Source organism: Aliiroseovarius sediminilitoris, assembly GCF_900109955.1.
In the GTDB taxonomy this organism is placed as follows: Bacteria; Pseudomonadota; Alphaproteobacteria; order Rhodobacterales; family Rhodobacteraceae; genus Aliiroseovarius; species Aliiroseovarius sediminilitoris.
Genome location: NZ_FOJB01000001.1, coordinates 203510 through 214871 on the forward strand (window position 1 = coordinate 203510; position 11362 = coordinate 214871).

The window sequence follows — 11362 nt, forward strand, 5'->3', positions numbered from 1 at the left end:
ACCCTCCTGTCCGGTATTGTGGTGACGGTAGCGACGCTTGCACACATGGACAATCCCCGACAACGGGTTCAAAAAGGTGATATGAAGATTGATGCCGATATTCTGATCGTTGGTGGCGGGTTGAACGGCCCGGCCCTGGCGCTTGCGCTGGCCGATACCGGCTTTAGCGTCACAATTATTGACGCGCTGCCAAAGGGCACGCGTGGTAGCGATGATTTCGATGGGCGTGGCTATGCGCTGGCGCTGGCCTCGCAGCGACTATTGTCAGCCATCGGCGTTTGGCCCAAGGTCGCCCCCAACGCTCAACCCCTGCTGGATATCCGTATCTCGGACGGTCGTCCCGGAGAAGGGACCGGCCCCTTCGTGCTGGAATTTGACCACGCCGAGATCGACGAAGGCCCAATGGGATACATGGTCGAGGACCGGTTCCTGTCGCGCGCCCTTCTGGGCGCAGTCGAGGCGCATCCAAAAGTAACCTTACTGGATCAGGAAACCGTGGTAGAACAAGCGGTTGGCCCCGCTTCGGTTACATTGTTGCTTGCGTCGGGCAAGCGCCTGACCGGACGTGTGGTGGTGGGCTGTGATGGACGTCTATCCGGCACCGCCGAACGGGCAGGCATCAGGCGGTTTGGACATGACTACGGGCAAACCTCGTTGGTGTGCGCGATTGATCATGAATTGCCCCACAACGGTGCCGCGCATCAATTTTTCATGCCATCCGGCCCGCTGGCGATCCTGCCGCTTCCAGGCAATCAAAGTTCGATCGTCTGGACCGAATCCCACGCGGAAGCTGCCCGCATTCATGCGCTGGATGATGACGGGTATCTTGAGGAATTGCGCCCGCGTTTCGGGTCGTTCCTCGGTCAGATCAACCTTGCGGGCAAGCGATTTACTTATCCCCTGAACCTGACCGTCGCGAACGCCTTTTTCGCGGATCGGCTGGCGCTGGTGGGGGATGCCGCCCACGGTTTGCACCCAATTGCCGGACAAGGTTTGAACGCGGGTCTGAAGGATGTGGCAGCACTGGCCGAAGTGCTGACCCACGCCCGCCGTCGCGGTGAAGACATCGGACGGTTGGACGTGCTGGAGCGTTATCAACAATGGCGGCGTTTTGATGTGGCGCAGATGGTGGCCGCGACCGAAGCCACCAACCGCCTGTTTTCAAACGACAATCCGATATTGCGAACGGTGCGCGATCTGGGACTGGGGGTTGTAAATGCGATGCCCGGCCTGCGGCGCGGGTTCATCCGCGAAGCCGCTGGCTTGACCGGCGATTTGCCCCGGCTGTTGCAGGGTCGCCAAATCTAGCGCATCAATCCTCGATCTTGCGGGCTTCGTCCACCAACATCACCGGGATACCGCCCCGAATTGGAAACGCCAGACGCGCCGCTTTCGACACAAGCTCCTGTTTTTCAGCATCATAGCGCAGGACTGTTTGGGTAACGGGACAAACCAGCGCTTCAATCATGCGGCGGTCAAATTCTGGGGCGGGCGCCTCGGTCATTGCACTTTCTCCTCGCCTACGCCTTTGCGCAGGGTAAATTCCATCAACGTGACCAAAGTCTCGCGGCGGGTGCTGAGGGACGGTGCCTCAAGCAACGCCTGCTTGTCTTCGGGGTCAAACGGGCACAGCATCGACAAGGCGTTGATCATCAGTTCGTCTTCCGCGGTTTGCAGACTGTCCCAGTCGGTTTGCAGCTCTTCCAGCTCGAAATAGCGCTCAAGTAGCTTGAAGAAGGCATCCCGATCCAAACCAGGGTCATGTTCGGCTGGGCCGAGGTCGCGATCAAAGCCGCGCCAATCGGCCTCGGTTCGCAGATAGGGCATGAACCCCTCTTGCACCGCGCCAAGGCGAAAGCGCGAGACGCCGGTAAGCGTGATCATATACCGTCCATCCTCGGTTTCGGTGAACGAGGTGATGCGTCCGGCACACCCAATGGCATGTAACCGGGCCGTGTCCTGATCGCTGTCACCGATCGGCTGTATCATTCCGATCAATCGCTCGGGTGTCTTCAAAGCATCATCGAACATCGCCAGATAGCGCGGCTCGAACACATGCAGGGGAAGCCTACCGCGCGGCAACAGCAGTGCGCCCGGCAACGGGAACAGCGGCAGGAAATCTGGCAGGTCAGCGGCTGACATCATGATACCACTGTAACGCGGCTTGTCCGATCACACAAAGATCATCGACGACAGCTTGCGCCGACCCGTCAAGGCGATGGGGTCTTTCGCGTCCAGCGCGTCAAAAATCGTGAACAGCTGCGCCTTGGCCGCCCCGTCGTTCCAGTCTCTATCCCTGCGGAAAAGCTCCAACAACTCATCGACAGCAGCCTGCACATCACCTGACGCATTCAAAGCCACGGCCAGATCGAAGCGGGATTGATGATCGTCCGGGTTGGCATCCACGGCTGCGCGCAATTCAGTCACAGGGCCAGCACTTTCCGCCTGACGCGCCAGTTCGATCTTTGCGCGGGCGGCTTCCAACTCGGGCGCGTCCGAGATTTCGGCAGGGGCACCATTCAGAACAGCCTCGGCCTCGTCTGTATTGCCCTTGGCAATATGGGTGCGGGCCAGTCCGCCGAAGGCCGCGGCGTTTGCGGGGTCTTCTTCCAGGATGGCGGCATAGGTTTGCGCGGCATCGTCGATGGCGCCTGCCTCCAACATCTCGTCTGCGGCGGCAATGGCATCCGTCAAACCGTTATCTGCATCTCCACCCAAAGCGGCCACCCGATTGACGAATTCTTTCACTTCGGAGGCAGGCAGCGCGCCCTGAAACCCGTCAGCGGGCTGTCCTTGCCAAAACGCATAGACGGTCGGGATCGACTGCACGCGCAACTGGCCTGCGATCATCTGGTTTTCGTCCACATTGACCTTGACCATGCGCACCTTGCCGCCGGCTTCGGTCACGGCGGCTTCCAGCGCCGGACCAAGCGTCTTGCACGGGCCGCACCACGGCGCCCAGAAATCGACGATGACCGGCACCTCTTGCGAGGCTTCGACGACATCCTGCATGAAGGTCGCTTCGCCCACATCCTTGATCAGATCACCCGCGGCCGGTGCGCCGCCCAGTTCAAGTTCCATCGCTCAAGCTCCTTCAAATGCGTTGAGGCTTATATGCCCCCTGCCCTGCGGGTTTTAAAGGTCGAAAGTCGCAAAGACCGGTGCGTGATCGGATGGCTTTTCCCAACCGCGCGCATCGCGCAACACGCGTGAGGCATGACCAGCGTTCGAAATGTCCGGGGTGGCCCAGATATGATCCAACCGACGACCCTTGTCTGCTGCATCCCAGTCCTTTGCGCGATAGGACCACCAAGAATAAAGCTGCCCTTCGGGAATATCCTGCCGGGTGATGTCGACCCAATTCGCAGCGTCCTGCACTTGGGCCAGCGCTTCGACCTCGACCGGCGTGTGGCTGACCACTTTCAGAAGCTGTTTGTGGGACCAGACGTCATCTTCGCGCGGGGCGATGTTCAGATCGCCGACGAGGATCGACTTGCCCGGCTTTTCGGCAAAGAAATGGTCGCGCATATCGGTCAGATAATCGAGCTTCTGGCCAAACTTCTCGTTCACTTCGCGGTCAGGCACATCACCGCCAGCGGGCACATAGAAATTGTGGATGATGACCCCGTTTTCCAACTGCCCCGCGATGTGCCGGGCATGGTCCAAGCCGGCAAAACCGAAGCTCGCGACCTCTTTCATCGGTAGGCGTGACAGGATCGCAACGCCGTTATACCCCTTCTGCCCACGCGCCACCATGTGGGTGTAGCCCAGGGCGTGAAACCCCTCCATCGGGATCTTCTCGACCGGGCTTTTGCATTCCTGAAGGCACAGAACATCGGGGCCTTCTTCGGCCAGAAGCTTCTGCACAATCGGTTCGCGCAACCGCACCGAGTTGATGTTCCAGGTGGCAAGGGTGAAGCTCATTCTATCCTCCGGTGATCGCGCGTTTGGCGTGACCATAAAGGACGGATCAAAAAGTGAACAGGGGCGAGTTTGACCCCGCCCCGTTTCGTTAGGTGTAGGAGACGACCTCCCACTCGACCCCATCATGATCATCGAAATAAAACCGCCGCCCCGGTTCATAATTCCCATGGTTGTGCGGCCTGAACCCGGCGGTTTTCACCCGTTTTTCGACTGCGTCAATGTCATCCACCGTTACCCCTACATGGTTCAACCCGGCGCGGGTTGTATAAGAATGCTGCGGGTTATCTATGGCCCTGTTGGGCGTGTATAGAGCCACATAGCTTCCCTCATCCCCCACATGGGCGGTGTATCCGCCCGATATCGCGTCGCCTTCCCAACGGATTTTCCAATCAAACACGGCCCCCAGCCAGACGGCGGTCGCCTTGGGGTCTGATACGGTCACATTCACATGTTCCAGAACAGCCATTTTGGCCTCCTTGATTTCAGTTGCGACTCGATTGATAATTCCTAAAGCTGACTTTAGCTCAAGCTTTTTCTTTGGAGTTTCTCATGGAGCGCAGAAACGAGATTTCGATCGGCACGTTGGCGGGCCGCACAGGGCTGGCCGTGTCCGCGATCCGGTATTACGAAACCCAAGGGCTGGTCGCGCCGGAACGCAACGCAGGCGGGCAAAGGCGGTTTCTGCGCTCAGACATACGGCGACTAAGCTTCGTTATGATCGCGCAAAAGTTCGGGTTCACCCTGGATCGCATCCGCGAGGTGCTGTCCCGCCTGCCCGCAGGCCGAACCCCCACGGCAAAAGACTGGGCCGGGATTTCCCAAGACTTTCGCGCGGAGTTGGACGAACAAATCGAAGCCCTCACCCGCCTGCGTGACAAGCTGGACGGGTGCATCGGCTGCGGGTGCCTGTCGCTGGATCGCTGCGCGCTTTATAACCCTGACGATGTGGCGGCCGAAAAAGGCGCTGGGCCGCGGTATTTGCTGGGAGATGAGGCAGTTCGGCCTGAAAACTGAGGGCGCACGAAGCCGCGGCATTGATCTGTCTTAAGGCAATCTGACCGCTTCCGCTGCAAACTGACCCCAATGGAGGTCAGCTATGTCCGATCATGGTCACAGCCATCAGGAAATTGCCGCACGCATTGGCGCACCCCCGGGCAAAGGGGTGCTGCGCGATGCGGTCTATGGTGCCATTGACGGGTCAGTCACGACGTTTGCCATTGTGGCTGGCGTGGCGGGGGCCGGATTGTCGCCGTTCATCATTGTGGTTCTGGGTTTGGCCAATGTGCTGGCTGATGGGTTTTCGATGGCCGCCGCTGCCTATTCCGGCACCAAAGCCGAGCAAGACAACTATCGCCGCATTCGTAAGATTGAAGAAAAGCACATCCGGTCCCATCCGAAGGGGGAATGGCTCGAAGTGCGTGAAATCCTTGCCCAAAAGGGACTAAGTGACCGTCTTCTGGACGATGCCACCGACGCAGTGACTCAAGACAAAGAGCGTTGGATCGACTTGATGATGGAAGGTGAATATGGACTGAGTTCCAGTGATCCGCACCCGATGCGTTCAGCCACGACCACATTCCTGTCCTTCCTTGTGGCCGGGATGATCCCTCTATCGCCCTTCATCCTGAAACTTGACGGCGCTTTTTCCCTGTCCGCATGGATGACCATGGCGAGCTTCTTTTCCATCGGCGCACTGAAAAGCCACTGGTCCCTCAGCCCTTGGTGGCGATCTGCGGTTGAAACCCTGCTGATCGGCGGCGCCGCAGCCGGGTTGGCTTACGGCGTTGGGACATTGTTCAATGTTTGATGGCGTGAGGGCAGGGTGTAGTTGTTTTACTGATTTGCTGCGTGCTGTCTAACGACACGCGTTGGTTCATTGTTTTCAAAGTTTTAGCTTCATATGGATCACCCGCTCATCATCGCCGTGAAACGCCTCCGGGTCAGTAAACCTGACAAATCCCAGACTTTCGTATAGCGGAAGCGCCTCATTATGACGATAGAGCGCATCAAGCCAGACCATGCCGACGCCTTGCGCCTGCGCCTTTGACAACAACGCTTCGCCCAGCTTACGACCTATCCCCTTGCCGCGCGCAGTATCCCGCACATACATCCGGTTCATCTCGGCATCATTGGCGCCCTTAGGTTTCATAAGCACGATCCCGACTGGCTCATTATCAAGCAACGCTAGAAAACACTCGCCATGTGGGGGCAAAAAATGGTCTGCAAAGTTCTCAAGCTCGCCTTTGACGTTCTGCTCCTCAAGGTATTCGTCTATCGTATCAAGCATTTCAGTATACTTGGCACGAAGGCCATCGAAAAACTCCCACACAAGCACTCTGACTTGGTCAATCTCTTCAGGGGTGCGGGCAAGGATAACTTTGGCTGACATATTGGGCCTCCAAAATCTTAGCTTAGCCGCACTTTCCAAGTTCTCCAATCGCATCAAAAAAAGACCGGACCCAAAGGTCCGGCCAGTCCATCAGGGAGGAATGTGCCCGCAACCCCGGACACCAGGGAACCTTATGCGTTCAACCGATACCCGCCGCTTTCCGTCACCAGAAGCCGTGCGTTCGACGGATCGGGCTCGATCTTCTGGCGCAGGCGATAGATATGTGTCTCTAACGTGTGGGTTGTGACGCCTGCATTATAACCCCAGACCTCGTGCAGCAGGACATCGCGGGCCACCACACCGTCGTTTGAGCGATAGAGGAACTTAAGGATATTCGTCTCTTTCTCGGTCAGGCGCACTTTGCGGTCATCTTCGGTGATCAGCATCTTCATCGACGGCTTGAACGTATACGGCCCAAGCTGAAACACGGCGTCCTCGGATTGTTCGTGTTGGCGCAACTGGGCACGGATACGGGCCAAAAGCACCGGGAACTTGAAGGGCTTGGAGACATAGTCGTTTGCGCCTGCATCCAGACCCAGAATGGTGTCGGAATCGGTGTCATGCCCGGTCAGCATCACAATGGGGCATTTCACACCCTGTTTGCGCATCACGCGGCACAGCTCGCGCCCATCCGTGTCGGGCAGGCCCACGTCCAGAATCACAAGATCATAGATCGCTTCCTTCGACTTGATCAGAGCCTCAGATCCGTTTCCGGCCTCGAAGACATCGAAGTCCTCGGTCATCAGAAGCTGTTCGGCCAGCGCGTCGCGCAGATCCTCGTCATCATCAACAAGCAGTATCTTTTTCAGTGTGGACATGTCGCCCTCCTCCGTCGTGTTGCTCAAACAGATGTTCCTCCCTCACGCGATTGACAAGATTTGTAACAGCGGTCTCACGGCCTCGTGTCAATTCACTGGTAAATGTTTCATATCGTGACAGTTCATCCCAAAGCGCTTGGCGAAAATCGGTGATTCAAGTTCGTCGCAAAACGCTTTAACTATAGGTCGTGAAAGGATGCCGATGACACTTGCCCCCAATCAGACCGAGCTTCTGGCCCGCGCCCGTGCCGATTTGCGCATGGGAGTGCCGGTGGTGCTGGCGCGTGATGGACGCACCGTGTTGGTTGCGGCCGCCGAAACATTGTCATCGGGGCGGCTCAGCGAGATGCGTACACTTGGCGCGCCAGTTCTTGCCATAACACCCCGGCGGGCGGCCACGCTGAAGGCCCGCGCTTATTCCGACCGCGTGGCCCGGATCGAACTGCCGCATGATGCCGGAACCGACTGGATCGCATCCGTCGCCGATCCCGCAGATGATCTGACCCACCCGATGAAAGGGCCTTTTCGTACCCTGCGCGGTGGGGATGATGGGCTTGAGGCGCAGTCTGTTGCCCTGTGCAAATCCGCCCGCCTGTTGCCCGCCGCTTTGGTGATAGATGTCTCTAACACGCCCGAAGTCGCCACCAATGATAACCTGACCGCCATGTCCTTGGACGATGCGATGGTCGAGATCATGTCCCTCGCGCCTGTCATCCACGCCCGCTTGCCCCTATCGGTCAGCGAAGCCGGACGCCTGCATATCTACCGCCCGGACGATGGCAGCGAAGAACACTATGCCGTGGAAATTGGCCGCCCACCCCGCGATAATCCGGTCCTTGCGCGCCTACACTCGGCCTGTTTCACCGGCGACGTGCTGGGCAGCCTGAAATGCGATTGCGGCCCGCAGCTTCACACCGCCCTTGCGCGGATCGGACAGGAGGGCCAAGGCGTGTTGCTTTACCTGAATCAGGAGGGACGCGGCATCGGGTTGGCCAACAAGATGCGCGCCTATTCCCTGCAAGATCAGGGGTTTGACACGGTGGAAGCAAACCACCGCCTTGGGTTTGAGGATGACGAGAGGGATTTCCGCATCGGCTCGATGATCCTCAAGTCACTGGGCTTCTCATCCGTTCGCCTGATGACCAACAACCCCCGCAAGGTTGCGATGATGAACGAGACCGGCATTGAAGTCACCGAACGGGTGCCGCTCAAGGTTGGAAAAGGCACCCATAACGAAGCCTACCTTGCCACCAAAGCTTCCAAATCCGGGCATCTGCTGTGATCCCGCGACGAACGGACATGGTGGTATCGCGCTGGGATGCGCGCTTCATGGGCCGCCGGTTCCGTGTCTCCATCGGGCGCGGCGGAATGACGGACAACAAGCGCGAGGGCGATATGGCCACCCCGCGCGGGAAATGGAGGATCGTCGGGGGCTACTTCCGCGCCGACAGAATCGCACCCCCAGACACATTGCTTGACCTTCACCCGACAAACCCACGGGACATCTGGTCCGACGACCCCGCTGATGCCGCCTATAACCACCCGCTGCGCGCCACGAACCACCCGTTCAGCCACGAAAAACTACGCATGACTGCCCGACTTTACGACGTGGTGTTGATCAGCGATTGGAACTGGCCCGACGCACAACCCGGCAAAGGGTCGGCCATCTTCATCCACCAATGGCGCAAACCGCGCCACCCCACCGCCGGATGCCTGGCCTTTGCACCGCAAGATCTGCGCTGGATCCTGTCTCACTGGACACAACACAGCCGCATCATCGTCCGCTAGGTCTTTTTCTTGTCCAAAATATCCTGGGGTGAATGCGCAACGCGCAGAGGGGCAACGCCCCTAATCGTAGTCCCGCGCGCCAAAAATCGCAGACCCTACCCGCACATGTGTCGCACCTTGTGCAATCGCACGCTCGAAATCGCTGCTCATCCCCATTGAAAGTTGCTCCAACCCGTTGCGTTTGGCCATCTTGGCCAGCAGGGCAAAATGCAGGGTCGGCTCTTCATCTACCGGCGGAATGCACATCAACCCGACGATTGGCAGTCCCAGATCACGACATTCGCTGACGAAATCATCCAGATCGTCGGGCATGATCCCCGCTTTCTGAGGCTCCTCGCCTGTGTTCACCTGAATGAACAACTGCGGGCAATGCCCTTCTTCGTTGGCAATACGCGCTATGGCACGGGCCAGCTTCGGGCGATCGAGGGAATGGATCACATCGAACAGACCCATCGCCTGACGGGTCTTGTTGGATTGCAACGGGCCGATCAGGTGCAATTCCACACCGTCGAAACGCTGTTTCAGATCCGGCCACTTACCGGCAGCCTCTTGCACCTTGTTTTCACCAAAGACGCGGTGGCCTTCTTCCAGAACGGCAACAACGCGGTCCAGCGGCTGAACCTTTGACACGGCAATTAGGTGCGTCGACCCGGGCACACGCCCAACGCGCGCCTCTTCTTTGGCAATACGGTCGGTGATGTCGGAAAGTGGCATGGGATCCCCCAAGTCTGATTGTTCAGATATAGGTGTCCCAAAAGAAAAGAGCGGGCACAAGGCCCGCTCTTCCCTTAGTCATAATCCGTTAGGATTAGAACAGCATGATGATGCCGAGGTCAGCAACAGTCGTGCCGCCAACTTCGCCAACACCGGCGTTGAACGATGCGCCACCGCCCAGGTCGTATGCAACGCCCAGACCGTATGCGTCAGTCGACAGAGCACCGACTTCAACTTCCGAGTAAGCAGCGCTTACAACAACTGCGCCCATGGTGTAAGCACCGTGGATACCGTAGGAGGTCACGTCGTTGTCGTCATTGCGCGAATACAGAGCGTTGATCGAGAAGTCAGCGATATCAGCGCCAGCTTTCACGTGAATGGTGTTCGACGTGTCGATGTTGCCCCAATCGTCGTAACCCAGACCAACGTTGAAGTCACCCATCGAGTAGGTGGCTGCAACCGAGGTGATCTCGGTGCCGTTGAAGTCGTGCGAGATTGCGATCCCGAAGTCACCGAAAGTGCCTTCGTACATCATGTTGCCCATGTCGGCTGCGTCAACCAGAGCTTCTGCAACGTTGTCGGTGCCGATGCCGCCGTAACCGATGTCCGACAGACCCAGTTTTGCGTCAACAGCCGAACCAACGTTACCAACCGAGAACTTGCCGAAGCCGCCTTCGATGTAAGCCGACGAGCCGTCGACAGCGCCGCCACCAGCGGTGTTGGTGATGTCGAAGGTTGCGCCGAAGCCCAGGCCGCCATCGGTTTCACCGGTCATCGAGACCGTCAGTGTCAGATAGTGGTCCAGCGTCCAGTCGTCACCAACTGCGACGTCTGCGTATTCAAAGCCGATACCGGCTTCACCCGAAAAGCTGATTTCAGCGGCGGCGAAGCCAGCCGATGCAACCAGTGCGGTCGAAGCGAAGAGAATCTTTTTCATTTCGTTTTCCCTCATGTGTTTCAATAGTGCACCTCAATTCAGGGAAATCCGAATTGAGTATGATGGTTCAATCTACCTTTCCGCCGGGGTTTGCAAGAAATGCGAAACCAGTTTTCGGATTGTGGCCGAAATTGGTGCTTCTATGCCACAGTTTCCCAGGCCGCATTTCCGGGGTCGCTGTATTCCCGCTCTTTTCCAGCGTCTTGGCCCGCAAAAGCTCTGTTTGGGAAAACGCTTGCCCGCCTGTATGGCCTTATATACTAACAAGAGGAAATTGAGGAAACGGGGCTTATTTATGCGCATCTTCAAGTCTGTCGCATTCGGAATTTCATTGATTGGTGTGCTCGGGCTGTCTGCCTGTGGCGGCGGCCGCGGATCGTTGGGGATCGGCGGTGGTCAGCAGCAGGCAAATACCGTCCAGCATTCGCCCCAAACGGAAGAGCGGCGCGAAACCATCTGGGATTTGTTCACCAATGTGGACGACCCCAACACCACGGTCGAAGTAAACCGTTATATCTGGAATGCCTCGCTGGATGTGCTGAGCTTCATGCCGGTTCAGGCCGCCGATCCCTTCTCGGGTATCATCGTCTTTGGCTTCGGTCGTCCGCCCGGCGGCGGCTCCACTTACAAAGCCACCGTTTACGTGCGCGACCCCGCGCTGGATGCGCGGTCGTTGTCAGTCGCACTCTATACACGGTCCGGCCCCGCCAGCGCCGAAGCCGTGCGCAAGGTCGAAGATGCGATCCTGACCCGCGCGCGCCAGCTTCGTATTCGCGACGGCAACCTCTAGAC

General features: G+C 58.1%; 15 protein-coding genes. 6 read left to right on the top strand and 9 right to left on the bottom strand.

The window, feature by feature from the left end:
* The first annotated feature begins 81 nt into the window (after nt 1-81).
* The gene (locus tag BMY55_RS00935) at nt 82-1308 is read left to right on the top strand and encodes an FAD-dependent monooxygenase (RefSeq protein WP_091431893.1); all 1227 of its coding nucleotides are present in this window, start codon (nt 82-84) and stop codon (nt 1306-1308) included.
* 4 nt (nt 1309-1312) lie between these two features.
* Here the strand turns inward: BMY55_RS00935 and BMY55_RS00940 are convergent, their stop codons facing one another.
* The 5 genes from BMY55_RS00940 to BMY55_RS00960 all read right to left on the bottom strand — a co-directional run bounded on the left by BMY55_RS00940 (nt 1313) and on the right by BMY55_RS00960 (nt 4390).
* Entirely contained in the window at nt 1313-1504 is a 192-nt protein-coding gene (locus tag BMY55_RS00940; protein ID WP_091427484.1) for a Trm112 family protein, read from the bottom strand.
* The gene (locus tag BMY55_RS00945) at nt 1501-2145 is read right to left on the bottom strand and encodes an LON peptidase substrate-binding domain-containing protein (RefSeq protein ID WP_091427486.1); all 645 of its coding nucleotides are present in this window, start codon (nt 2143-2145) and stop codon (nt 1501-1503) included. Before BMY55_RS00945 ends, BMY55_RS00940 begins: the two co-directional genes overlap by 4 nt.
* A 27-nt stretch (nt 2146-2172) precedes the next feature.
* On the bottom strand, nt 2173-3081 hold the full coding sequence (gene trxA / locus BMY55_RS00950) for a thioredoxin (RefSeq protein WP_091427488.1): 909 nt from the start codon (nt 3079-3081) through the stop codon (nt 2173-2175).
* 54 nt (nt 3082-3135) lie between these two features.
* Nucleotides 3136-3924, bottom strand: coding sequence for an exodeoxyribonuclease III (locus BMY55_RS00955; protein ID WP_091427490.1), 789 nt, complete (start codon nt 3922-3924; stop codon nt 3136-3138).
* 88 nt (nt 3925-4012) lie between these two features.
* A complete protein-coding gene (locus BMY55_RS00960) occupies nt 4013-4390 on the bottom strand; it encodes a VOC family protein (RefSeq protein ID WP_091427491.1) in 378 nt (125 codons plus the stop codon).
* Between the two features lie 83 nt (nt 4391-4473).
* On the opposite strand from BMY55_RS00960, the gene soxR reads away from it, so the two are divergent.
* Both soxR and BMY55_RS00970 read left to right on the top strand, forming a co-directional pair.
* Complete coding sequence (gene soxR / locus BMY55_RS00965; protein WP_091427492.1) at nt 4474-4938, top strand: redox-sensitive transcriptional activator SoxR; 465 nt, start codon at nt 4474-4476, stop codon at nt 4936-4938.
* Between the two features lie 82 nt (nt 4939-5020).
* Nucleotides 5021-5731, top strand: a complete 711-nt coding sequence (locus BMY55_RS00970; RefSeq protein WP_091427493.1) for a VIT1/CCC1 transporter family protein — start codon at nt 5021-5023, stop codon at nt 5729-5731.
* A gap of 75 nt (nt 5732-5806) precedes the next feature.
* Here the strand turns inward: BMY55_RS00970 and BMY55_RS00975 are convergent, their stop codons facing one another.
* Complete coding sequence (locus tag BMY55_RS00975) at nt 5807-6313, bottom strand: GNAT family N-acetyltransferase (RefSeq protein WP_177179266.1); 507 nt, start codon at nt 6311-6313, stop codon at nt 5807-5809.
* A gap of 131 nt (nt 6314-6444) precedes the next feature.
* Complete coding sequence (locus tag BMY55_RS00980) at nt 6445-7131, bottom strand: response regulator transcription factor (protein WP_091431895.1); 687 nt, start codon at nt 7129-7131, stop codon at nt 6445-6447.
* A gap of 202 nt (nt 7132-7333) precedes the next feature.
* On the opposite strand from BMY55_RS00980, the gene ribA reads away from it, so the two are divergent.
* Both ribA and BMY55_RS00990 read left to right on the top strand, forming a co-directional pair.
* Entirely contained in the window at nt 7334-8413 is a 1080-nt protein-coding gene (gene ribA, locus BMY55_RS00985) for a GTP cyclohydrolase II (protein ID WP_091431897.1), read from the top strand.
* A 17-nt stretch (nt 8414-8430) separates the two neighbouring features.
* Nucleotides 8431-8919: a L,D-transpeptidase family protein gene (locus tag BMY55_RS00990; protein WP_091431899.1), complete on the top strand. Its 489-nt coding sequence runs from the start codon at nt 8431-8433 to the stop codon at nt 8917-8919.
* 60 nt (nt 8920-8979) lie between these two features.
* Here the strand turns inward: BMY55_RS00990 and BMY55_RS00995 are convergent, their stop codons facing one another.
* On the bottom strand, nt 8980-9633 hold the full coding sequence (locus BMY55_RS00995) for a YggS family pyridoxal phosphate-dependent enzyme (RefSeq protein WP_091431901.1): 654 nt from the start codon (nt 9631-9633) through the stop codon (nt 8980-8982).
* Nucleotides 9634-9727: 94 nt separating this feature from the next.
* Nucleotides 9728-10570: a porin gene (locus BMY55_RS01000; protein WP_177179267.1), complete on the bottom strand. Its 843-nt coding sequence runs from the start codon at nt 10568-10570 to the stop codon at nt 9728-9730.
* A 295-nt stretch (nt 10571-10865) separates the two neighbouring features.
* Here BMY55_RS01000 and BMY55_RS01005 point away from each other — a divergent pair, with 295 nt between their 5' ends.
* Nucleotides 10866-11360: a DUF3576 domain-containing protein gene (locus BMY55_RS01005; RefSeq protein ID WP_091427498.1), complete on the top strand. Its 495-nt coding sequence runs from the start codon at nt 10866-10868 to the stop codon at nt 11358-11360.
* The last annotated feature ends 2 nt before the right edge of the window (nt 11361-11362 follow it).

Bases quoted from the DNA above. Each gene is read 5' to 3' on its own strand.
- BMY55_RS00935 (WP_091431893.1), top strand. From the start codon at position 82: ATGAAGATTGATGCCGATATTCTGATCGTTGGTGGCGGGTTGAACGGC.
- BMY55_RS00940 (WP_091427484.1), bottom strand. From the start codon at position 1,504: ATGACCGAGGCGCCCGCCCCAGAATTTGACCGCCGCATGATTGAAGCG.
- BMY55_RS00945 (WP_091427486.1), bottom strand. From the start codon at position 2,145: ATGATGTCAGCCGCTGACCTGCCAGATTTCCTGCCGCTGTTCCCGTTG.
- trxA (WP_091427488.1), bottom strand. From the start codon at position 3,081: ATGGAACTTGAACTGGGCGGCGCACCGGCCGCGGGTGATCTGATCAAG.
- BMY55_RS00955 (WP_091427490.1), bottom strand. From the start codon at position 3,924: ATGAGCTTCACCCTTGCCACCTGGAACATCAACTCGGTGCGGTTGCGC.
- BMY55_RS00960 (WP_091427491.1), bottom strand. From the start codon at position 4,390: ATGGCTGTTCTGGAACATGTGAATGTGACCGTATCAGACCCCAAGGCG.
- soxR (WP_091427492.1), top strand. From the start codon at position 4,474: ATGGAGCGCAGAAACGAGATTTCGATCGGCACGTTGGCGGGCCGCACA.
- BMY55_RS00970 (WP_091427493.1), top strand. From the start codon at position 5,021: ATGTCCGATCATGGTCACAGCCATCAGGAAATTGCCGCACGCATTGGC.
- BMY55_RS00975 (WP_177179266.1), bottom strand. From the start codon at position 6,313: ATGTCAGCCAAAGTTATCCTTGCCCGCACCCCTGAAGAGATTGACCAA.
- BMY55_RS00980 (WP_091431895.1), bottom strand. From the start codon at position 7,131: ATGTCCACACTGAAAAAGATACTGCTTGTTGATGATGACGAGGATCTG.
- ribA (WP_091431897.1), top strand. From the start codon at position 7,334: ATGACACTTGCCCCCAATCAGACCGAGCTTCTGGCCCGCGCCCGTGCC.
- BMY55_RS00990 (WP_091431899.1), top strand. From the start codon at position 8,431: ATGGTGGTATCGCGCTGGGATGCGCGCTTCATGGGCCGCCGGTTCCGT.
- BMY55_RS00995 (WP_091431901.1), bottom strand. From the start codon at position 9,633: ATGCCACTTTCCGACATCACCGACCGTATTGCCAAAGAAGAGGCGCGC.
- BMY55_RS01000 (WP_177179267.1), bottom strand. From the start codon at position 10,570: ATGAAAAAGATTCTCTTCGCTTCGACCGCACTGGTTGCATCGGCTGGC.
- BMY55_RS01005 (WP_091427498.1), top strand. From the start codon at position 10,866: ATGCGCATCTTCAAGTCTGTCGCATTCGGAATTTCATTGATTGGTGTG.